Annotated in this window: 13 protein-coding genes; 10 read left to right on the plus strand and 3 right to left on the minus strand. The window is 51.8% G+C overall.

The window, feature by feature from the left end; genetic code table 11:
* Positions 1 to 250: 250 nt before the first annotated feature.
* Complete coding sequence (locus tag HHO50_RS04290; protein ID WP_181304755.1) at positions 251 to 1,357, minus strand: endonuclease/exonuclease/phosphatase family protein; 1,107 nt, start codon at positions 1,355 to 1,357, stop codon at positions 251 to 253.
* 236 nt (positions 1,358 to 1,593) lie between these two features.
* Between HHO50_RS04290 and HHO50_RS21495 the strand changes: the two genes are divergently transcribed.
* From HHO50_RS21495 to HHO50_RS04335, 9 genes are all read left to right on the plus strand, one after another.
* Positions 1,594 to 1,974 carry a twin-arginine translocase TatA/TatE family subunit gene (locus HHO50_RS21495; RefSeq protein WP_219921434.1) on the plus strand — a complete coding sequence of 127 codons (381 nt, stop codon included), beginning with the start codon at positions 1,594 to 1,596 and terminating at the stop codon, positions 1,972 to 1,974.
* A gap of 3 nt (positions 1,975 to 1,977) precedes the next feature.
* Positions 1,978 to 3,414, plus strand: a complete 1,437-nt coding sequence (gatA, locus tag HHO50_RS04300; RefSeq protein WP_181304756.1) for an Asp-tRNA(Asn)/Glu-tRNA(Gln) amidotransferase subunit GatA — start codon at positions 1,978 to 1,980, stop codon at positions 3,412 to 3,414.
* Positions 3,414 to 4,982 (plus strand): lytic transglycosylase domain-containing protein, encoded by a 1,569-nt coding sequence (locus HHO50_RS04305; RefSeq protein ID WP_181304757.1) that lies wholly within the window; start codon positions 3,414 to 3,416, stop codon positions 4,980 to 4,982. The genes gatA and HHO50_RS04305 overlap by 1 nt, the downstream gene beginning before the upstream one ends.
* A gap of 219 nt (positions 4,983 to 5,201) precedes the next feature.
* On the plus strand, positions 5,202 to 7,472 hold the full coding sequence (locus HHO50_RS04310; RefSeq protein WP_181304758.1) for an NADP-dependent malic enzyme: 2,271 nt from the start codon (positions 5,202 to 5,204) through the stop codon (positions 7,470 to 7,472).
* A 147-nt stretch (positions 7,473 to 7,619) separates the two neighbouring features.
* On the plus strand, positions 7,620 to 8,216 hold the full coding sequence (ruvA, locus tag HHO50_RS04315) for a Holliday junction branch migration protein RuvA (protein ID WP_181304759.1): 597 nt from the start codon (positions 7,620 to 7,622) through the stop codon (positions 8,214 to 8,216).
* A 144-nt stretch (positions 8,217 to 8,360) separates the two neighbouring features.
* A complete protein-coding gene (sprA, locus tag HHO50_RS04320) occupies positions 8,361 to 15,386 on the plus strand; it encodes a cell surface protein SprA (protein WP_255478587.1) in 7,026 nt (2,341 codons plus the stop codon).
* Between the two features lie 148 nt (positions 15,387 to 15,534).
* Complete coding sequence (gene gcvH, locus HHO50_RS04325; protein ID WP_181304761.1) at positions 15,535 to 15,915, plus strand: glycine cleavage system protein GcvH; 381 nt, start codon at positions 15,535 to 15,537, stop codon at positions 15,913 to 15,915.
* An 11-nt stretch (positions 15,916 to 15,926) separates the two neighbouring features.
* A complete protein-coding gene (locus HHO50_RS04330; RefSeq protein ID WP_181304762.1) occupies positions 15,927 to 16,325 on the plus strand; it encodes a VanZ family protein in 399 nt (132 codons plus the stop codon).
* A 10-nt stretch (positions 16,326 to 16,335) separates the two neighbouring features.
* Entirely contained in the window at positions 16,336 to 17,607 is a 1,272-nt protein-coding gene (locus tag HHO50_RS04335; protein WP_181304763.1) for a M28 family metallopeptidase, read from the plus strand.
* 585 nt (positions 17,608 to 18,192) lie between these two features.
* Here HHO50_RS04335 and HHO50_RS04340 read toward each other — a convergent pair.
* Complete coding sequence (locus HHO50_RS04340) at positions 18,193 to 20,304, minus strand: T9SS-dependent choice-of-anchor J family protein (RefSeq protein WP_181304764.1); 2,112 nt, start codon at positions 20,302 to 20,304, stop codon at positions 18,193 to 18,195.
* 53 nt (positions 20,305 to 20,357) lie between these two features.
* On the minus strand, positions 20,358 to 21,239 hold the full coding sequence (locus HHO50_RS04345; RefSeq protein ID WP_181304765.1) for a YicC/YloC family endoribonuclease: 882 nt from the start codon (positions 21,237 to 21,239) through the stop codon (positions 20,358 to 20,360).
* 125 nt (positions 21,240 to 21,364) lie between these two features.
* Here HHO50_RS04345 and purQ point away from each other — a divergent pair, with 125 nt between their 5' ends.
* Positions 21,365 to 22,057, plus strand: a complete 693-nt coding sequence (purQ, locus tag HHO50_RS04350) for a phosphoribosylformylglycinamidine synthase subunit PurQ (RefSeq protein ID WP_181304766.1) — start codon at positions 21,365 to 21,367, stop codon at positions 22,055 to 22,057.
* Positions 22,058 to 22,764 lie beyond the last annotated feature (707 nt).

The raw sequence follows: 22,764 nt of genomic DNA on the forward strand, positions 1-22,764 counted from the left end.
GAAGACTGGAACGGGGGAAAGTAGCAGAGTGAATTGACTTAACTTTACCTTTTAAGTATCTACCCCACTAAAGCAGATACTCCCCCTTTGAAGGGGGCGAAGGGGGATGTTTACACCTGCCGGTCACACGCATTGCTGTCTCTCTCAGCAATACCGCCAACTCAAAAGACCTCGTAGTGTCTTCAGACCTACGAGTGTCTACGCCAACTGCTATTTTTAGCCTGTTTCTCAAAAATTAGCCTCAAAACAATCAATCTCCTTCCTCTGCAGAAGGCGCATTCAACACATAGGTCGCCTCCAGCGGGAAATGGTCGGTGAACTGGATTTGGTTAAGAACGTCAAATTGGAGAAGTTCCAGGCGGTCACTATAGAATTGGTTGTCTATTCTGATGGGGAGTTTGCCGTTGTAGGTGAACCCAAAACCGCTGCCGCCTTCTTCGAAGCCATTTTTCAGGTGCCGGCGTAATTGCTGGTACGTATAGGAACTAGGCAAGTCGTTTAAGTCGCCGCAGAGCAGTACCGGGTGTTTGCTGGATTTGATATGCTCTAGCAGTCGTTCTACCTGGTGGCTGCGGGCAATGAACCCTCCTTTGAGCCTTCGGGCTACGTTGCGGCCTTTGGTTTTAAGACCTGCTTCGCTTTGGATGGCCTCGGCCACATCTTTCTCCTCTATGGCCATGGACTCCAGGTGCATGTTGTAGACGCGCAGGGTATCTTTGGAAGGCAGTTTCACATCCACAAAAATCACCTGGTTTTTGGTGGGGCGCTCAAAGGTGACGGTGCCTTTATTAATGATGGGGAACTTGGAAAAAATAGCCAGGCCAAACTCAGCGCCAATGCTGTTGGTGAGGGCTTTCCCAACGTAGATTTCCCGGTTCTGCTGTTTGCCTATCCGCTTACGGCTGTTATAGGCGTTTTCGGTTTTATCATGGTAGAACTCCTGAAGGCAGAGAATATCGGCGGGGTGTTCAGCTACCCATTGCATTTCTTTTTCCGGCAGGCCTGGGTCTGCCTCGTGCAAATGCTTGTAAACATTAAATACCCGCACGTTGTAGCTGAGCACTTTGATTTGCTGCGCCTGGGGGGCCAGACTCGCTTTTGAGCCACCCAGGTTGAAGTACCGGGTGTGCTGCCCCCAGAACAGGAAAATGAGCATGGCCGACCACAATGCCCACAGCGGCTTGTGCCAGAGCCAGAGCAACAACAAGACTCCGTTCAGCACCAAGGCACCTGGCAAGGACAAGGCCACAAACCCGGCGGGCCAGAAAATGTGCGGTGGCACGTACTGGCAGGCTACGCCCAGCAATAGCCAAAGGGTAGAGAGAGACGTAAGAAAAAAGAGAATCTTCCGGAGCACAGAGAAAAATTTAATCGCAGTAGTAAACCTACGCAAAAAACCGGAAGCCGCTAAAAAAACGTAGGTTCTGGCTCCTTTGCGGGCATTTTCAGGAAAACAGCGCAAAAACGGATTATTAATATTCCACGGGTTTTAAAATAGCCCACCCGCCTCTCCGTTTTAAACTTGCCCTGATGTACCTAGTAATTGAAAATTATACCCTAATTTTACACTCTTAACACCTTATTAGTACTGCTATGTTGTTATCCAGCCTATTATTCATCGGCAACTTAGGAACCGGCGAAATTATCGCTTTATTGGTGATCGTTCTGCTGCTGTTTGGCGCCAAGCGTATTCCAGACCTGGCCCGCGGCTTAGGGAAAGGCATCCGGGAGTTCAAAGACGCCACCAAAGAGATCAAGAATGATATTGAGAACTCGGCCAATGATGACCGGTATTCCAATACAAACCAGAACAGAAACACTCATAACAACGGCCCGGGCTACACCAACCCGAACCCCAGTTATAACAACAACGCCCCGTACAACAACGGCGGCGCGCCCTACAACAATGACAATGCGCCTTATACCAACGCGCCTGTCAACCCGAACCCAACCCCCAACAACCCCAACGTTTAATACATGCGTTATACCTCCCTTGACGCTATCCGCGAGGAGATAGGCCGAGGCGCACTCTCTTGCCGTCAACTGGTGGAGCGTTACCTCCAGAACATCCACACCAAGCGCCATCTCAACGCGTTTCTGGAGGTGTTTGAAGAAGAGGCCCTTCGGCAAGCCGAAGAAGTGGATGCCAAATTACAAGCCGGTACCGCCGGCAAACTGGCCGGTATGGTGATTGGCATCAAAGACGTGTTGGCCTACGAGGGTCACGCGCTCCAGGCCTCCAGCCAAATCCTGAATGGTTTCAAATCTTTGTACACCGCCACCGCTGTGCAACGCCTGCTGGCCGAGGACGCCATCATCATTGGCCGCCAGAACTGCGACGAGTTTGCCATGGGCGGTTCCAACGAGAACTCGGCTTTCGGCCCTGCCCTTAATGAAGTAGATACTACCCGCGTACCGGGCGGTTCTTCGGGAGGTTCGGCCGTGGCCGTGCAAGCCGACCTTTGTTTAGCTTCCATCGGGTCTGATACCGGTGGTTCTGTGCGCCAACCGGCGGCGTATTGCGGCGTGGTGGGCATGAAACCTACGTATTCCCGCATCTCGCGCTACGGGCTTATCGCCTACGCCTCTTCTTTTGACCAGATTGGCGTGATCACGCAGAGCGTGGAAGATGCCGCGCTTCTTTTGGAAGTGATGGCCGGGTCTGATGAGTTTGACGCCACCGTAAGCCAGCGCCCGGTTCCCGCTTACAGCCAGAACCTGACCTTTGACCGCCCGGCCCGCATCGGGTTCATCCGTGACTCTTTTGAGAGCCCGGGTCTGAATAATGAGGTAAAAACTGCCGTACAGGGTGTCCTAGATCAATTACAGACTGACGGCCATACCGTTGAGCCGGTAGAATTCCATTTCTTAGACTATATTGTACCTACTTACTATATTCTCACCACCGCCGAAGCCAGTTCCAACCTGGGCCGGTACGACGGGGTGAAGTACGGTTTCCGGAGCCAGAACGCGACAGATTTGGCCTCTATGTACAAGAAAACCCGTTCCGAAGGCTTCGGGAAGGAAGTGCAGCGCCGCATTATCCTGGGCACGTTTGTGCTTTCTGCTGATTACTATGACGCTTACTACACCAAGGCGCAACAGGTACGCCGCCTCATCAAAGAGAAAACCGATGAGCTTTTAAGCCAATATGATTTTCTGATTTTACCTACCACCCCTACCACGGCTTTCAAGATAGGGGAAAACACCAAAGACCCGCTGGCCATGTACCTGGAGGATATCTACACAGTACAGGCGAATTTGGCGGGCATTCCGGCTATTTCGTTACCAATCGGGCATGACGCCGCAGGGCTACCGATTGGGGTGCAAGTGATGACCAAAGCTTTTGGGGAAGAGCAGCTTTTCGCCTTCTCCAAACACCTGATGAACCATCCACCACACGTAACCGCCTAATGCGCACCTCTACCTTTCTTGCTGGCCTTGTTCTTTCGCTTGGCCTTGGCTCTGCCGCCCAGGCCCGCCAAGCCACCGTCCAGGATTTACCAGTAATGCCCCTCCAAGACTCTCTCAAGGCACCCGTAGACTCCGTAGAGTTCATTCCGGTAGAAACCGATGAACTTATCCAGGATCGCTTGAGCTGCCTGGAACAGGAGATTCCCTTGGAGTTTAACAAGCAGGTAAGAGGGTTGATTGATTATTTCACTATCCGGAACCGGAAATACACCCGCCGGGTGCTGGAGCGCAAGCCGATGTACTTCCCCATGTTTGAGAAGTACCTGGCCAAGCACAACATGCCTGACGAGCTGAAATATCTGGCGGTGGTGGAGTCTGCGTTATTGCCCAAAGCGGTTTCCTCGGCCAAAGCCGTGGGGCTGTGGCAGTTCATGACGCCCACGGCCAACGACTTCAGACTGGTGCAAAACCATTACCTGGATGAGCGCATGGATCCTGAGAAATCCACCGAGGCTGCCTGCAAGTTCCTGAAACAGCTGTACCGCATGTTCGGGAGTTGGGAAATGGCGTTGGCGGCCTACAACTGCGGCCCGGGCAACGTTAGGAAAGCGATTGCGAGATCAGGAGGCAAAAAGACGTTTTGGGGCATTTACCCGTATTTACCCAAAGAAACGCGGGCGTATGTGCCCTCTTTCACCGCCCTGGTCTACGCGCTGAACCACGCCGAAGACCACAACCTGCACCCGGCCAACGTGCAGACGCCTATTGCCGTGGACACCATGCTCATCAGTCAGCCCGTAGACTTGAGACTGCTGGCGCTGCAACTGAACCTGCCCGAAGACCAGATTGCCAACTTGAACCCAGCCCTGAAGCTGAAGCACATTCCAGCCAACGTTTCCAACTTCCCGTTGCGCATTCCGGCCGATGTTCGCCCTTTCCTGGCGGAAAACAGAATGGCGATCCTGGACTCGGCCCGTTACGTGGCCCCTCACAGAGCCCCGGCCAGAACCAAACTACCCGCCTTACAGGAAGCACCCAACACCCTGCTGGCCAAAGCCGAACCGATCTCTGGGGACAGCACTGTTAAAATCCTCTACACGGTGCGCCGCAACGACAATCTCTCCAAAATCGCGAAAGAGCAGAACGTAACGGTAGAGCAGTTGAAAGCCTGGAACAAGATTTCGGGGAATATGCTGGTGGCAAACCAAAAGCTGGTGATGTTCAAACCAGAAAACAAAGAACTGAAAGACACGCATGAGGCTCCGGCCTCAGAAACAACGCTTCTGGCCTCGGCGGAAGCCTATCCTGCCACTGCTGGCAAAAACGCGGGCCCTAACGCAGAAGGTATGCCTAAGAGCAACGCTTCCATCCCAACTGTTTCTGCAAAGAAAAACGCAGGGAGAAAGGCAGTAGTAGAGAAACCACAGACTGTACACCACGTGCAACCCGGCGACACCCTTTGGAATATTTCTAAGCGTTACAACAACGTGAGCGTGGAGGAACTCAAGAAAGCGAACAAACTGAAAGGCGACGACCTAAAACCCGGCATGAAGCTGATTGTAGGCTGATTATGCCCCCACTAGAAAGATAGCATCTCTGGCTCAGGCTTGGGATGCTATTTGTTTTTAAGGTGTTTTGCTTAAATCAGGCCTAAAACAGAAAAGATAGAAACCAGAAGCTTACTTGCGCAACTGGAAAAAAGATAGCAACTTGAAATTATTCACCGCCAGGCAAGCGTTGGTTTGGCGGCAGAATCCCATAGACCACTACAACACGACCAAAAGGACATGATTAAAATAAACAAGGAAGACGCGCTGAATTATCACAGCCAGGGACAACCCGGCAAGATAGAGGTGGTGCCTACCAAAATGGTGAGCACGCAGATGGACTTAGCCCTGGCGTACTCGCCGGGCGTAGCAGAGCCTTGTAAAGAAATAGCCGCCAACAAAGACGACGTTTACAAATACACCGCCAAAGGCAACCTGGTAGGCGTCATCACCAACGGAACCGCCGTACTAGGTTTAGGCAACATAGGCCCAGAGGCCTCCAAACCAGTGATGGAAGGAAAAGGCGTTCTTTTCAAGAAATTCGCGGGAATTGACGTGTTTGACATTGAGATAAACGAAACCGACCCCGAGAAATTCATCCAGATTGTAAAATCCCTGGAGCCTACGTTTGGTGGCATCAACCTGGAAGACATCAAGGCCCCAGAAAGCTTCAAGATTGAGAATGCCCTGCGCGAGCAGATGAACATTCCGCTCATGCATGATGACCAGCACGGTACCGCCATCATCTCCAGCGCGGCTTTGTTGAACGCTTTGGAAGTAGTGGGCAAAGACATCTCCAAAATTAAGATGGTGGTGAACGGCGCAGGGGCTGCGGCCATTGCCTGCACCAAGCTCTACCTGGAACTGGGTGTGAAGATTGACCACATTGTCATGTTTGACAAAGACGGCATCATCAACCCAGAGCGCAATGACCTGGACATCTACCGCGCCCAGTTTGTGACCATGCGCAAAATCACCTCGCTGGCCGAGGCTATGGACGGGGCCGATGTGTTTGTGGGCTTAAGCGCCGGTAACGTTTTAGCGCCCGAATTGGTGAAATTGATGGCAAAAGACCCCATCATTTTCGCGCTGGCCAACCCAGACCCCGAAATTGCCTATGAAACCGCCATGGCCACCCGCCAAGACCTGATCATGGCCACCGGCCGTTCAGACCATCCTAACCAGGTGAACAACGTACTGGGTTTCCCTTACATCTTCAGAGGTGCTTTGGACGTACGCGCCACTGAAATCAACGAAGCCATGAAATTGGCCGCCGTGTACGCCCTGGCAGAATTGGCCAAAGAAGGCGTGCCGGACATCGTACACAAAGCATACGGCGATAACTCCATCGCCTTCGGCCGCACGTACTTGATTCCTAAGCCATTAGACCCACGTTTGATCACTACCATCAGTCCGGCGGTGGCCAAAGCGGCCATGGACTCTGGCGTGGCGCGCCATCCTATCCAGAACTGGGAGCGCTACCATCAGGAACTGCAGGCCCGCATTGGCATTGACCAGAAACTGATGAACCGCGTGCTCACCCAGGCCCGTCAGAATCCTAAAACGGTGGTCTTCGCCGAAGCCGATCATTACAAAATCCTGAAAGCGGCACAAACCGTTCTGGAGCAGAAGCTGGCCTACCCTATTCTATTGGGCGAGCGGGCGCGCATCCAGGAAATGATCACCGAGTTTAACATGGACTTGACGGGCAGCGTGATCATTGACCCGCGTGAAGAAGACGCCAAATGCGAGAAGTTCGCCCACTTGCTGTATGAGAAACGCAAACGCAAAGGCTTGACCTTGTTTGACTGCCGCAAACTGGTGCGTGACCGCAACTACTTTGGTTGTATGATGGTGGAAACCGGCGAGGCCGATGCTCTTATCTCCGGGCTTACCCGCGAATACTCTTCTACTATCAAGCCGGCGCTGCACGTCATTGGCGTAGAGGAAGGCGTGAACAAAGTGGCGGGCATGTACATTATCCAGAACAAAAAAGAACCTTATTTCTTCGCAGATACCACGGTGAACTTGCAGCCCAGTGCCGAGGAACTGGTAGACATCATTGGGTTAACGGCCCGTTACGTACGTTTCTTTGACCGCGAACCCCGCATGGCGGTGCTTTCGTACTCCAACTTCGGGTCTAGTTCTGGGCAAGTACCTACCAAAACCCGCGAGGCCACCCGCCTGGCCAAACTTCGCTACCCAGACCTGATCATTGACGGCGAGATGCAGGCCAACACCGCCTTAAGCCCAGATCTGCTGCGCGAACACTATCCGTTCAGTGAACTGGCCAACGTGGGGGCTAACACCCTTATCTTTCCGGGGCTGGCAGCGGGTAACATTGCCTATAAACTTTTGCAGGAAATCGGCGGGGCCGAGGCCATTGGCCCAATCTTGATGGGCATGCGGAAGCCAGTACACATTTTACAGCTAGGTTCCTCGGTGCGGGAAATCATCAACATGGTAGCCATTGCCGTGGTAGATGCCCAAACCTGCAAGGCAAAACTGTAGACTAACAGAGCGAACATACAACCCATATTTCCGCCGAAGGCAACTTTATGGGCTATCCTCTAAAATTCATATCCTGTTTTTAGGTCGTTTTCTAAAAAACGTCCTAAAAACAGGATATCTTTGTAAGCTGATTTCACTTACCATTTTATGATTGCATACCTAGACGGTCGCCTGGCCCAGAAAGATCCAACTTTTGTCATTATTGACGTGGGAGGCGTGGGCTACGAGCTTCGTATTTCACTCAACACCTTTGGACAATTGCCGGAGGGCGAGCGCTGCCGTCTGTACACGCACCAGCACATCAAGGAAGATGCGCACACGCTGTATGGTTTTGCCACCCTGGCCGAGAAAAGCGCGTTTCTGCATCTGATTTCCATTTCGGGCGTGGGGCCTAACACCGGGCTTATGATTCTTTCCTCTTTAACCGTGCAGGAAGTGCAGCAGGCCATTGTGCGGGAAGATGTGCGCACCATCCAGCAGGTGAAAGGCATTGGGGCCAAAACCGCCCAGCGGATTATTCTGGAACTGCGCGATAAATTCCGGAAAGGGCTAGGCACCGGCGCAGATGCGGTAAATGTCTCATTTGGGGCGCACAATACCGCCCGCGAGGAGGCGTTATCAGCACTGGTAACCTTAGGCTTCGCCAAGAATGTCGCCGAAAAAACCCTGGATACGATCATTAAACGGGAAGGTTCTACCTTAACCGTTGAAGAAATGATTAAGTTTGCCTTGAAGTCTTCCTAAGTAACTTCCCCATTATTTGTGTTTTATAAAAAGAAGCCTCACATTCTTGCAGCCGCGGTAGGGTTGGTGTCGTTGATGGCTTGGCTATCTCAGGCCGAGCCTATGAGTTTGTCCATGAAAGGAGTGAGTACCTCACTCAGGACGTTGTCTGAAGGAGAAGATGAAGAAGTAGTACAAGACACAGTAAAAAACCAGGGTTACATTCCTTCCCGGCGTCCAAAACTTATTTTTGATGACCGCCGGGGAGACCCTTTTTCCAACAGAACCACGTTGTCGCCGCTTTTGTTGCCGCTGCCTAAAAACGTGCAGCTCAACGTTGTGCCCGATGACAGTTTAAAGCGGTACCAGATCACAGAGCAGATTGGCGGGTATGATTACCGCGATCCCAGCACCATGACCTTTGAGGAATATTCCAGGTACCAACAGCAGAGAGCCATCAAAGACTACTGGCGCGCCAAATCGGCGAGTTTGGACGAGCAGAATCCGGCCGCGCCCAGCCGCCGTTTGGTTCCTACCATTGACATAGGGGGCCGTACGTTTGACCGCTTGTTTGGCGGAAACACCGTAGATATACGGCCTAACGGGTTGGCTACGCTAAAGTTTGGGGCGCTCTTCAACAAAAACGAAAACCCGGCTATTCCGTTGCGTCAGCAGAGCATCGGGGATTTTGAGTTCGACCAGAGCATTGCCCTAAACATTGACGGCCGCATTGGCGAGAAAATGCGCATCACGGCCAACTGGGACACCAAAGCCAACTTCGACTTTGAGAATAACCTCAAGTTGGAGTATACGGGCTATCCTGAGGAAATCATCCAGAAAATAGAAGCCGGTAACGTAAGCTTGCCGCTCAACAACTCCCTTATCTCGGGTGGGCAGAACCTCTTCGGGTTAAAAGCGCAGTTACAGCTAGGAAAACTATCGGTGACAGCCATTGCCGCCAACCAACGCGGGAGCATTGATGCAGTAGATATCCAGAACGGAGCCCAAAACCGCCGCTTTGAGTTACGTGCCGATGACTACGACCGCGACCGCCACTTCTTCCTGGCCCAGTTCTTCCGGAACCGCTATGATCAGGCCCTCCGTAGTCTGCCTTTGGTGAATTCCGGCATTGTCATCAGACGTATTGAAGTCTACATCACTAATGACAACCGGGCCACCCAAAACCTGAGAAACGTGGTGGCTTTGATGGATTTGGGCGAGCCGAATCCTTTCAGAGCACCCTTCAGCAACAATTTACCTACTACCTCGGGTGCTGGTAACAACCAGAACAATCTCTACGGCAGACTAGGCAACCGCAGCAATACGCAGATAGACAATTTTCTGGAAGGATTCGGTTTGCAGAAAACCGTTGACTTTGAACACGTACGGGCGCGGCGCCTAGACCAGAATGAGTATAAATTCAACCCGCAATTGGGTTATATTTCCCTAAATACCACCTTGCTGCCAGAACAGGTGTTGGGGGTAGCGTTTGAGTACACCTTGAATGGCCGTACCTATAAAGTAGGCGAGTTACAGGAAGATTACCAGAACGTGCCGGAAGACCAGGTGATTTTCCTGAAGTTGCTGCGCGGCACCAATCCCGGGCTGAACACGCCTACCTGGGATTTGATGATGAAAAACGTCTACGCCCTCAACGCCAACCAGATTGAGCGGCAGAACTTCCAGTTGAACATTGCCTATAAAGACGATGCCACCGGCGGAGACCTGACCAGTTTACAGGATGAATCCAGCTTGAAAGGTATTCCGCTGATCCAGGTGTTCAACCTGGACAACGTGAACACCAACAATGACCCGCCCCGCGATGGTAACTTTGACTTTTTATCTGGTATCACCATTGACCCAGAATCTGGCCGCATCTTCTTCCCGCAGGTAGAGCCGTTCGGGTCTTACCTCCGCTCCCGTTTCACGCCGGGCCAGGAAGACCAATATATCAACAAATACGTTTTCCAGGAACTGTATGACTCCATCCAGACCGATGCCCAGCAGTTTGCCCAGAAAAACAAGTTCTTCATTCAGGGCCGTTACCAAGCCTCCAGTACAGATGAAATCACGCTACCCGGTATCAGGATTGCTGAAGGATCGGTGGCCGTGTATTCCGGCGGAACGCGCCTGGTAGAAGGCCAGGATTACCAGGTGTTCTATGATTTGGGCCGGGTGAAAATCCTCAACCCCAGCTACCTGAACAGTGCCAGCAATTTGCGTGTCACTTTTGAGAAAGCTGACATTCTGAGTGTTCAACCCAGAACGCTTCTGGGTGCCCGCTTTGATTATAGGGTTGACAATGACCTGATTCTTGGGGCCACGGTGCTGCACCAGGGAGAACGCCCGTTCATTCAGCGCGTGAACATTGGCGATGAGCCCAGCAACAACACCATCTACGGGTTTGACATCAATTACCGCCGTGATTCCCGCTTGCTCACCACGCTTACAGATAAACTGCCGTTCTTAGAAACCAAGGAGCCTTCTTCCATTACCTTAGGAGCCGAGATAGCCCAGTTGGTGCCTCAGAAAACAGCCTTTGAGGGCGAAGACGGGGTTTCTTACATAGATGACTTTGAAAACGCCAAGACGCCTTATTCTTTAGGAGGCTTCAATACCAATGCCTGGCGTTTGTCGGCCACTCCGGCCACGTTGGTGAACGGTGCCACTGGGCTGGCCTATGCCTATAACCGCGCCAAGTTGGCCTGGTACACCATTGACCAGATTTACTACACCTCCAACGGGCTGCGCCCCAACAACATTTCCAAGGAAGAACTGGAGAACCATTATGTACGGGGCGTGCAGCGGCGCGAGATTTTTCCTAATCGTGACCCTGAGACCAATAACTCATTTGAGTACACCTTTGACCTGGCGTATTACCCCAGAGAACGTGGCCAGTACAACTATACCCCCAACGTTCAACCTGATGGCCGTTTCTTCACTCCCAACATTGACCCCCGTACTAACTATGCCGGTATCAGCCGGGAGATCTCCTTTGACAACAACTTTGACAATGCCAACATTGAGTACCTAGAGTTCTGGATGCTGGATCCCTTCATTAAAGGTGACCGGGGCCGGAGCATTATCACAGGTTTAGACGATGCCCAGAACAGCCAGGACGAAAACGGTAAACTGGTCTTCAACTTAGGGAACATCTCAGAAGACCTTCTGAAAGACCAGCGGTACGAGTTTGAGAACGGCTTGCCAACAGACGGCAACCTCCAGAACACCGAGCAAACGCCTTATGGCCGCGTGACCCGCAACCAGTTCCTGACCGATGCCTTTGACAGCGAACCCGGCTCCCGCCAATACCAGGACATAGGGTTAGAAGGTTTGAATGACAATGACGAACGCGCTTTCTTCCAGGGCATCTACAGCACCATGGAAGATCCATCGGCCGATAATTTCCGGCACCACTTAGACGGGTCGTATGACGCTGCCAATGTGGGGGTGTTGGGTCGTTACAAAAACTTCAACGGCATGGAAGGCAACTCACCGGTCAACAGCAATCTTTCTTCAAACGCCTTCCCAGACAAAGAAGACCTGAACAAAGACAACGTCATCAGTGACACCGAGCAGTACTATGAATACAGTATTGACCTGCGGCCCAACCGTCTGGAAGTAGGCAACAACTACATTGTAGACAAAGTTGATTCCACAGATAACGGTGGCAATAGAGTAAGATGGTACCAGTTCCGAATTCCGGTAAGAAAGCCTACTGGCAATGTGAACAACATGCAGGGCTTTAAGTCCATCCGGTTCATGCGGATGTACATGACCCAGTTTGCCCAGCCGGTGGTCTTGCGGATGGTGCAGATGCAGTTTGTGTCCAACCAGTGGCGTACGTACAATTCCATTCTCTCTAACGGCGCTCCCTGCGTGGGCGACTGTGATTCTGATGCCTCAGCATTTAGTGTCTCTTCAGTAAGTATTGAGGAAAACGGCGAGGTAGACCCCGGTACTATTCCGTACGTGGTGCCACCGGGGGTAGAACGCCAGCGCGATTACTCCTCGGCCAACAACCGCCGCCAGAATGAGCAGTCTTTGCAGTTGAACGTGGAAAACCTGAGAGACTCTTTCAGCAAGGCGGTGTACAAGAACGTAACCCAGGACATGCTTATCTACAAGCGCCTGAAAATGTACGTGCACGCCCAGAGCCCCAGCGGAACCCAGGACAATGAAGTAAACGCGTTCATCAGAATTGGTACTGACTTTACGCAGAACTACTATGAGTTCTCCATTCCGCTGAAAATGACACCGCAGGGCAGCCGTGACCCGTACCAGATCTGGAACGAGCAAAACTTCATAGACGTGGCGTTTGATGAGTTTGTCCGGTTGAAATCAAGGCGAAACCAGGCCGGCTTCCCCTTGAATCAAGTGTTCACCGAATCCCGCGAAGACGGAAAAGTGTTCAGAGTAGTGGGTAACCCAGATTTCAGTGATGTGCAAAGCCTCATGATTGGTCTGGAAAACCCGGCCACGCCAGACAAAGCGGCCCATTCGGTTACGCTTTGGGTGAATGAGTTGCGCGTATCTGACTTTGACCGCACCGCCGGTTGGGCAGCCACCGCCCGCGCCAACGTGAAACTGGCCGACTTTGCGAACCTGACGGCTACCGGTTCTTATACCACCGTAGGCTTTGGCGGCATTCAGCAGCGGGCGGCCCAGAGAGCACGGGAAACCACGGGTCAGTTTGACATTACCGCTAACGTAGCCGCAGAGAAACTGCTTCCTTCCAACTTAGGGTTAGTAATCCCTTTGTCTGTGCAGTACGGAACCACCATAAGCGAACCACGCTATGACCCCCTAGACCGTGACACTGAACTAGACCTCTCCTTAGAGAAGTTTGAAGAAGGTACAGAAAAGGAAAGATACCGCAAGGAAGTCGTTAGCCAAACGACTACCAAGAGCATCAACCTATTGAACGTCCGGAAAGAGAAAACCAATCCAGAGGCGAAGAGCCGCCTCTATGACATAGAAAACCTCTCATTCTCCTATGCCTATACCGAGGTGCTGCACACCGACATCTCTACCGACCGCAACTTCTCTAAAACCTATAATGGCGGCATCGCTTACAACTACAACAACGCGCCTAAGAGCTACACCCCCTTTGCCCAGGTGAAAGCCTTCCAGTCGCCGTACCTGCGGTGGCTGAAGGAATTCAACTTCTCGCTCTTGCCTAGTAGAATCTCTGTTAGAGCAGACCTGGACCGCCGGTACAATGAGACGTACCTGCAAGGCCGTACCTCGCCGTACAGCTTACCAGATACGGCCGGTTTCCTGCCTACTTTCCAGAAAGCGTTCTTCTTTAACCGTATCTATGACGTGAAGTGGGACTTAACCAAAAGCCTCACCTTAGACTATACCGCCACCAACCGGGCAGTCATAGACGAGCCCAACGGCCGCATCAACGAAGAGGTAGATACGTTGCGTTGGAAGAACGAGGAAATCTGGCACAACCTGAGACGCTTCGGCCGCAACACCAACTTCAACCAGGTGGTAGCCGCCACGTACCGCTTGCCGCTGGACAAATTCCCGCTGACCGACTGGGTTTCGGCGGATGCGCGGTATCAGGCCGGTTTTACGTGGACTTCAGCCTCCACGGCTCTCAGCAGAAATGACACGCTGCAATTGGGCAATACCATTGAAAACAGCACAGAAACCAGCCTGAGCGGGAAACTGGATTTGGTGCGCTTGTACAACAAAGTGAAAATCCTGAAAGCCGCCAATGAAGCGTCGCCAAACCCCGGTGTCCGGCAGCAGACCACTGGCACCACCGCCGTTCTGGACTCCACGCAGCAGCGCGAGAATAAAGTGCTCAAAGGAATCCTGCGGGCGCTTATGTCGGCGCGTTCCATCAACTTCACTTATGCGCAAACGGAGGGCACTTTGCTCCCGGGCTTCCTACCTACCACCCAAAACTTCGGCTTAGCCGATGGCTTTGGGGCCCCGGGTCTGGACTTCGTGTTAGGGAAACAGTTTGAGTTACATGACCTTTACGCGCGCGCTGAACGGGAAAACTGGTACACCGATAGCAGCCAGTACCTGAACACGCCCTTGAGCTCCCTCAAATCGGTGAATTTAACGGCCCGCGCCACCATTGAACCATTCAAAAACTTCATTATTACGTTAGACGGGGTCATGAACAAATCTGAGATTGATGAGGTGTACTACCGCCGCGACTCTGCGTTGGTAGTGCAGCGGCAAAACCCGTTCACCACCGGTTCTTACCGCGTTTCCTTTATCTCGTTGCAAACCATGTTTGAGTCTAGGTCTGGAAGTAGTTCAGCTGCGTTTGAGAACTTTATCCGGAACCGCGCCACCATCGCCAGTAGATTGAATGCGGCCAGTGGCGGCCCCGGGGTTTACCAATTGAACTCGCAGGATGTCTTGATTCCTTCGTTCATGCGCGCCTACCAGGGCAAAGATGTAAACGGGTACAAAGCCAAACCATCGGGGCCCTTTGACGCCATTCCGTTGCCTAACTGGAACGTGGTGTACAACGGCCTGGCGGCCCTGCCGTTCTTCCAGCAGTATTTCAGCTCCTTCACCCTGAACCACGCCTACCAGTCAACCTTCACGGTGGCCAACTTCAGCACGGCGCTGGACTACAGCTTTAAACCGGCGGGCTTCCCGAACCTGGCAGATGAACGAACCGGAGACGTGATTCCGTACTACATTGTGAGCCAGGTGTCCATCACAGAAAGCATGTCACCGCTCATTGGCATTAACTTCCGTACCAAAGGCCAAATTACCGGACGCATGGAGTACAGAACCCAGCGCAACCTCTTACTGAACATGACCAACGCGCAAGTAACCGAGAATGGCATCAAAGACGTGGTAGTGGGAATTGGCTATAGCGCCACCAACTTCAAGCTTCCGTTCAAGATGGGCGGTAAGCGGACGTTGGAGAACGAACTAACCATGCGGCTGGACTTCACCATTCGGGACAATGAAACCATTCAGCGCACCATTGCCGTAGACGCTAACGGTAGCGAGTACCAGAACAACCTGACCACCGCCGGGGCTTTGCAAGTGCAGATACGGCCTACCATAGATTACGTGGTAAGCCAGCGCCTGAACCTGCAGTTCTACTTCACGCAGAACATCAACGAACCCAAGGTCGCCAACGCCTTCCGGAACACCGTTACCGAGGGCGGCATCCAACTCAGGTTCAGTTTGTCTGAGTAATAATAGGATTAGGGAAACGTTTTGGGGCTGATTTCTTTAAAACAGCCCCAAAACGGATTTTAAACAGGCCCGAAACAGTTTCACGCGCTAGACTTGCGGCAGGTGCTAAAAAGAATGTATTTTTGACCCGAACTTAACTTTATCACTTATGAACTTCCCTGAGGAGCTGAAATACACCAAAGACCACGAGTGGATCCGGATTGAAGGCGACGTAGCGTACGTAGGCATCACAGATTTCGCGCAGCGCGAACTGGGTGACATTGTGTATGTAGACATTGACACCTTAGACAAAGACGTGGCGAAAGATGAAGTGTTTGGCACGGTAGAAGCCGTGAAAACCGTTTCTGACCTGTTCAGCCCGTTATCGGGCCAGGTTTTGGAAATCAATGAGAAACTGGACGGCAGCCCCGAGTTGGTGAACGCTGATCCTTACGGCGATGGCTGGATGATCAAGATGTCTGTTTCTGACCAAGGCGAAGTAGCCGAACTGCTTTCTGCCGCCGCGTACCGCGAACTGGTAGGCGCTTAAGCTATTCCTGCGTGCGCTTCTCTTACCATGCACTAGCGCTGGGGTGGGCAGTAGTCATTCTAATCTTGACGCTACTGCCCGCCCAGGCGTTACCTCCCGGCCCTAAATGGGACTTTCTCACCTTTGATTCTCTGGTGCACGCCGTGCTTTTCGGGGTACAGTTGCTGCTCCTGCTCTATGGCTTACAGCGCGACCCTTCTGTTCAGTTGAATAAGCGCCTGATGACGGCCTCCTTTCTGCTGGTGGTGTTCTTTGGGACTCTGGTGGAGGTTCTGCAGGGTGCCATGGGCTTCGGGCGCCAAGCAGACCCGGTAGATGCCATCAGCAATTCTGTTGGCGGCGTGATCGGTCTGCTGGTGTGGTCTCTGGTTTCCCGCCGTTTATGGGCTAATTCCAGAAAAGTAGGCTAAAAACGTTTCTATGGCGCGGTACCATTGGCTTTCCCTGGTTCTTCTCTTGCTGTGCCTTGGGGGCAAAGCCCAGGACATGACGCGGGTACGCCAGACCATTACTGATCTTTCTGCCCCGGCCCTGCACGGCCGAGGGTATGCTTTTAAAGGAGACAGCCTGGCCGCCAGCTATCTGCAAAAGCAGTACGCGGCTATTGGTTTGCGTTCTTTCACGCCCGCCTATAAGCAACCATTCACCCTTCCCATCAACATTCTGGAAAATCGTCTTCAGTTAGAGATAGACGGCAAAGCCCTGGTTCCCGGCGTTGATTTCATTGCCCACGGTGCTACCGGTGCCGGAGCGGGCGAAGGGAAAGTGTATGACATTGACACCTTGGTACTGCAAGACGTAGACGTGGCCCAGCAATTCCTGACCAATAACCTGCGCAACAAAGTATTGGTGGTTCACCAGCGGCACTTCCAGGAACTGCTTTCCTTGCCAGAGCCTTTTCAGCCGCAATTAAGGAGTGTTTCTGCCCTACTGGTACGACAAGCGGGCCCAAAACTGATGGGCACCGTCCGCGGAGAGCAATTGCCGTTCCCAGTGCTGGAAGTTCTGGAGAAATCCTGGCCAAAAAACGCTAAAAAGGTGTCTTATGCCGTAGATGCCCGGCTGGAGTTGCAATACAGAAGCCAAAACGTGATTGGCTTTGTGCCCGGCAACATCAAGCCAGATTCTTTTGTGGTAGTGACCGCCCATTATGACCACTTAGGACATCAAGGCAAAGACCTTTATTTTCCCGGTGCCCATGACAACGCCAGTGGCACCGCTATGCTGCTGGAACTGGCCCATTATTATGCCCAACCCCAGAACGCACCTGATTATTCCATTGCTTTTATGGCCTTTGCTGGGGAAGAAGCGGGCTTGGTGGGCTCCCACTTTTATACAGAACACCCCCTCTTCCCGCTGAACAAAATCAAATTCCTGCTGAACCTGGACTTGATGAGCACCGGCGAAGAAGGCCTGATGGTGGTGAACGGCAGCGTTTTCCCTAGGCAGTTCTCGCTTTTACAGCAATTGAACCAACAGCACGGCTACCTTCCCCACGTCAAGAGCCGGGGCAAAGCTGCTAATTCAGACCATTACTTTTTCTCTGAGAAAGGCGTTCCTTCTTTTTTCTTCTATACCTTAGGCGGCACCACCACAGAATACCACCATCCGCAGGATAAACCAGACACGTTACCGCTTACCAAATTCAGAGAGGTCACCGCCCTGATACAGGCGTTTATTAAAGCTCTGTAGTTTCTGTTGGCTTACTGTTTTTGCCCTCTTTTTCTAAAAACGGCTCAAAAAAGGCAGGGAGTCACTTTGAAAGTCTAGTTTTGGTATCTGGTAACGTAAATCCACTCCTGCCCATCTGAGGAGGGGAATACGCCTTTGCAGGGGAACAGGGGCAATACAAATAAAACTGCCTCTGCTACTGTTATACCATTGCCTTGCTGTTCGGGAGTTCTACTCCCGAACCTGCCTGCGGCGGAGTTCCACTCCGCCGGGAACCACGGGCAAAAGAAGCGGAGTGGAACTCCCCGGCAGGTTGCTTCCGGAGTGGAACTCCGGAAGAGCGGTTAGTAGATGCGGGCCTAACACGCCTCAATTATTTGATATTGGCATTAGAGTACTTTCTGGCGCAAGCGTCCACCTGTGTCCGCTTGCGCCAGAAAACCAATGGAAGCAGGTAAATACTGGTTGGTATGACATCTCCAGCAATCTCTTTGAAGGCACAGAAACGCAGGAATTCAAACAATAATCCCCCAAAGGCAGCGGCCCCGATAACTTTCCATTATATGAAGCTACAGGGGCCTTATACTTGCTATCGTTACAACAAAACTATTGCATGAGCATTACTCTGCGGACTACTACGCCCTTGTCGGTTTGCATTCTGATGAGGTAGAGGCCGTTGGCGTGGTGCTGGAGAGAGAGTTGCAACGGCTGGCTCCGCACGTGGCGGGGAGACGTCATTTCCTGAAGCACCTTCCCTACTGTGGTGCAAACCTGGATGCTGGAGATACTTGCCTCCGGGGAACTGATGGAAATAAGCCCCGCGGTAGGATTGGGCGACACGTTTACAGCCAGTTGGGCTTGTTCTTCTTCGGCCCCTAGTGGATTATTCCCGTCTACTTTTACATCATCCAGGTAGAGGTTGTTCTCATAGTCAGTGACGTGCCGAAACTTGATAAGCACTGTCTTAGCTGTGGAAAAGCTTGCCAGATCTAACGTTTCCAGCCGCCATTGGGAAGCGGTGGGGATGAACTCCTCTGTGGTGAAGTAGGGAGTGGCGGTGGTTAATGCCTGGTCAAACTTCTGGTAAATGCGTTGGTAAGTGCTTCCGCAGTCAGCAGAAACCCAGACTTCCAGCGTATCAGAAAACTTGGTTTCAGACAACAGGGAGTAGGCCACCTGGAAAGACAGCTTGGGCATAGTGCGGCTAGTCAGATCCAGGGGCGGCAAGACAAGTTCGTCTACCAGGCCGTTGGCCGTGTAGTCAATGTTCCGCATGACCGCTGAGGCAGTGCCCGTTTTGGCGGCTTTGGTCGTGCGCTCCCAGGTGAGGTCTGTATTGGGGTTGTTGATAGCCCAGCCAGCAGAGGGAAAAGTAGCGTTTTCAAAGCTTTCCTGCAAAGGCAAGGCTGTTCCCTGTACCTGGAAAGAAGCATTGATGGTGTTGTTGGCGGTATTACTGTCAGAGCCGGTGTTGTTTCTGGAAGTAATGGCAAAGGCAATGGTATGCGCCCCGGGAGCAGCCGTGAGACCCGGAATAGTAACCGTGGTGCTTTGAAAAGAGGCAACAGAACCAGTCCAGTTATACGTTTGTGTGGGGCCATTGTCAATCCTGTACTGTATCTGGGCCGAAGTAAGCGTCTGCGCACCTCGGTTACGTAACACAATAGATGGTGAGAATGAGGTAGCACAAAGAACATTTGCCGGGGAACTAACCTCCATCAAAGCTGCGTCCAGGTCAGGCACCTGCACCGGCGTATTACCTGGCGAGGTAAGAATACCGGGCCGGTATCTGGTTAGCGCCTGTTCCATCACATTTTTCTGCCCGTTGGTGAACAGGTTCATGCATTCATCATTGGTGTAGTCCATGTAGTTCATGAACATATCACCCTCATTGGTACAACTGGCTTTGGGGAAAGTAGGGCAACCCGTGTTTTCAGCTTCTTGAGGGGGAGTATCTGCTACATAGTCATCGCCGCATGCTTCATCGCCCCAGATATGGAACAGGTTAAGCCAATGGCCCACTTCATGGGTGGTGGTACGCCCCTGGTTAAAAGGTGCCTCCGCCACTCCGGTAGTCCCGAAGTACCGATAGTCAATCACTACGCCGTCTGAAGAAGGGGCACCGGTATTGGGGAACTGCCCATAGCCCAGCACTTCTTCCTCTTTGTTGAATTTCACCACCCAGATGTTCAGGTATTGGCTTGTATTCCAAGCCGATTTTCCGCCGGTGGCGCCGTACTTCATGGCATCGTTCACGGTAAAGTCAGGAAGGGTGGTTTGGGTGCGGGTAATTCCGTTGGTGGGTTCTCCGTCTGGGGTGCGCTGTGCCAGTTTGAACTCTATCTCTGTATCAGCGGCTACGTCTTTGAACAGGGCGGGCGTATTGCTGGCATCGGCGTTTAGCCGCCGAAAATCTTTGTTCAGGACTGTAATCTGTGACGCGATCTGCTCCTCTGAGATATTCTGTTCAGCAGTATTGTACACCACGTGCACCACCACCGGAATGGTGATGACACTCCCCAAAACCCTTAGCTCGTTTGCCTCTTTGGAGCGGATGCCCGCTGCCTTGGCCTGCTGCTGTAACTGAACACGCAGATTAGGTCTGTCCCGCTCCAAATGCTTCAGATGCTCCATGGTACCGCAAGACCGGGTCTGGCTAATGGCTTGGCTAATGGTGAGCGCGAAAATAAAAAAAACAGTGAGTACTCTTAGAGCCATTGGCATCTGCGCTTGGGGGTGGTTTTCAGGGAAACAGGCTGAAAACGGAACCCTTATAAAATATTGTTCAGCTGCTCTTTGATCTTCTCCAGTTCCTCTTTCATCTCTACCACCAGGTGTTGAATGGTGGCATCATTGGCTTTGGAACCTATGGTGTTAATCTCGCGGCCTATTTCCTGCGAGATGAACGCCAATTTCTTACCAGTTGGTTCAGGAAGATAGACAGTTTCTGCAAAATAATGCAAATGATTGACAAGTCTCACTTTTTCTTCGGCAATGTCCAGCTTCTCAATATAGTAGATCATCTCCTGCTCAAAGCGGTTCTGATTAAAGCCCTCTGAGGCGCTTATTTCACTTAAATGACCTTGTATGCGCTGTTTTATGTGTTCTACCCGGCTAGGGTCATGTTTGTCTACCTCAGCTAACAAAATCCTAATACGATCTATGTAAGATACAATTTCATTGCTAAGGGCTTTGCCTTCATCTGCCCTAAATACGTTAAACTTGTCAATGGCTTCCTGTAAAACCGGGGCTACCTGCTCCCAGGAAATTTCTTCGCCTTTTTCTTCGGTGCTTTCGGTCTGCAGTACCTCGGGCATGTGCAACGCCAGCCGGAACAAATCTGGGGATTTCGCGCCCAGCGCAATAGCGGCAGCCTCCAATTCTTTGAAGTAGATCTTTAACAGCTCTGTGTTGATTCTGCTGCGGGAAGAACTGGTCTTGCTTCTAGCCACCTCAATGGTCAGGTTCACCTTGCCGCGCACCAGGCTTTTGCCTATCATATTCCTGATTTCCAGTTCTTTGTCAGACAGACTGCGCGGTATTCGCAGGCTCAAGTCCATGGATTTGGAGTTAAGGGACTTCAGCTCAATGGAAATGGTATTGCCTTCGGTCTCTAGGTGGGCAGACCCAAACCCGGTCATGGATAATAACATACTGCGTAATTAAAGTGGAAAAAGGTAAATCTATGAAAAAAGTCCCATTCGCTCCCTATCTTACCGCCTGCGGTTTCTGTGGGGCGTTCCTTTAATAACCTGCGTATTTTCTATATATTTGCCTTATGAAATTTGGAGTTGTCGTTTTCCCAGGGTCCAACTGTGACCAGGATGTCATTGATGCGTTGCAACACACCACCCAAAAGGAAGTTGTAAGGCTTTGGCACAAAGACCATGATTTGCAGAACTGTGATTTCATAGTGCTGCCCGGAGGTTTCTCCTATGGTGACTATTTGCGTTCGGGGGCTATTGCCCGGTTCTCCCCTATCATGCAGGAAGTGGTGAAATTCGCCAATTCTGGCGGGTACGTGTGGGGCATCTGCAATGGCTTTCAGATTTTGACCGAAGCCGGCCTGTTGCCTGGGGCCCTGCTGCGGAATACCAGCCAGCAGTTCATTTGCCAGAACGTCTACATCACCCCAGAAAATACTGATGCCTTGCCAACCGCCCTGCTGGAGCCCGGCAAAGCCTACCAGATTCCCATTGCGCACGGTGAAGGCCGTTTCCACGCCGATGCCGATACGCTGAAACAATTGGAAGACAACGGCCAGATCATGTTCCGCTACTGCGATGCCAACGGACAGGTAACCGAGGTCTGCAACTGCAACGGCAGTCTGCTGAACATTGCCGGGGTAAGCAATAAAAACAAAAACGTATTCGGCATGATGCCGCACCCAGAACGGGCCGTTGACGCAGAATTAAATAACACAGATGGCCGTCTCATCTTTGAGTCTCTCTTGCAGGCGGTTCAGGCGTAAGATCTTTCTCTGGTAAACCTATTACACGGCAATGCCTCTCTTAGTTTAGAGAGGCATTGCCGTTTATGGCCTCCTTTCTGGAAAGTAGGCCATAAACGGCTTTCTTATAGAAGTAACTGTAAGAGCTTGTTTACATTTCATCTTTGCGCTGCAAACGGCCATAGAAAGAACCTGCGAAAGCGTTTTTCTCTAGCCATTTTCGCCTGCAAACCTCAAATGTAAACAAGCTCTAATGTGATATACTCTATCCAAAACAGAACGCCTCCTTTTGTTCAAAGGAGGCGTTCTGTTTTGTAGGCGTTTTCAGGAAATCAGCCTAGAAACGAATCAAGTAAATGGACAAAAAGAACGATATCTTTTTCTCTCCTGTCCTCCTGAAAGGATCTTGTGGGCGAACTAGAAAAGCTGTAACTAAACGCCATTGCCGTTCGCCACCGAGATCCTTTCAGGAGGACAACATAGATCGTTGAATGTGTCCTGCCAGTTACCTAGTTAACGTGAACTCGGGAATTGGATTAGTTAAAAAGGGCCTCTACATAAAACAAGAAGGCTAAAGGTTGGGTACAAATATTGCCAGATGTTTCACCTGCTCTTCCGGAGTTCCTACTCCGGAAGCACTCTGCTGGGGAGTTCCACTCCCCTTCTTCTGCAACACCTGCCCGTGGTTCACGGCGGAGTAGGAACTCCGCAGCAGGCAGGTTCGGGAG

The organism is Rufibacter sp. XAAS-G3-1, from assembly GCF_013623775.1.
GTDB lineage: Bacteria > Bacteroidota > Bacteroidia > Cytophagales > Hymenobacteraceae > Nibribacter.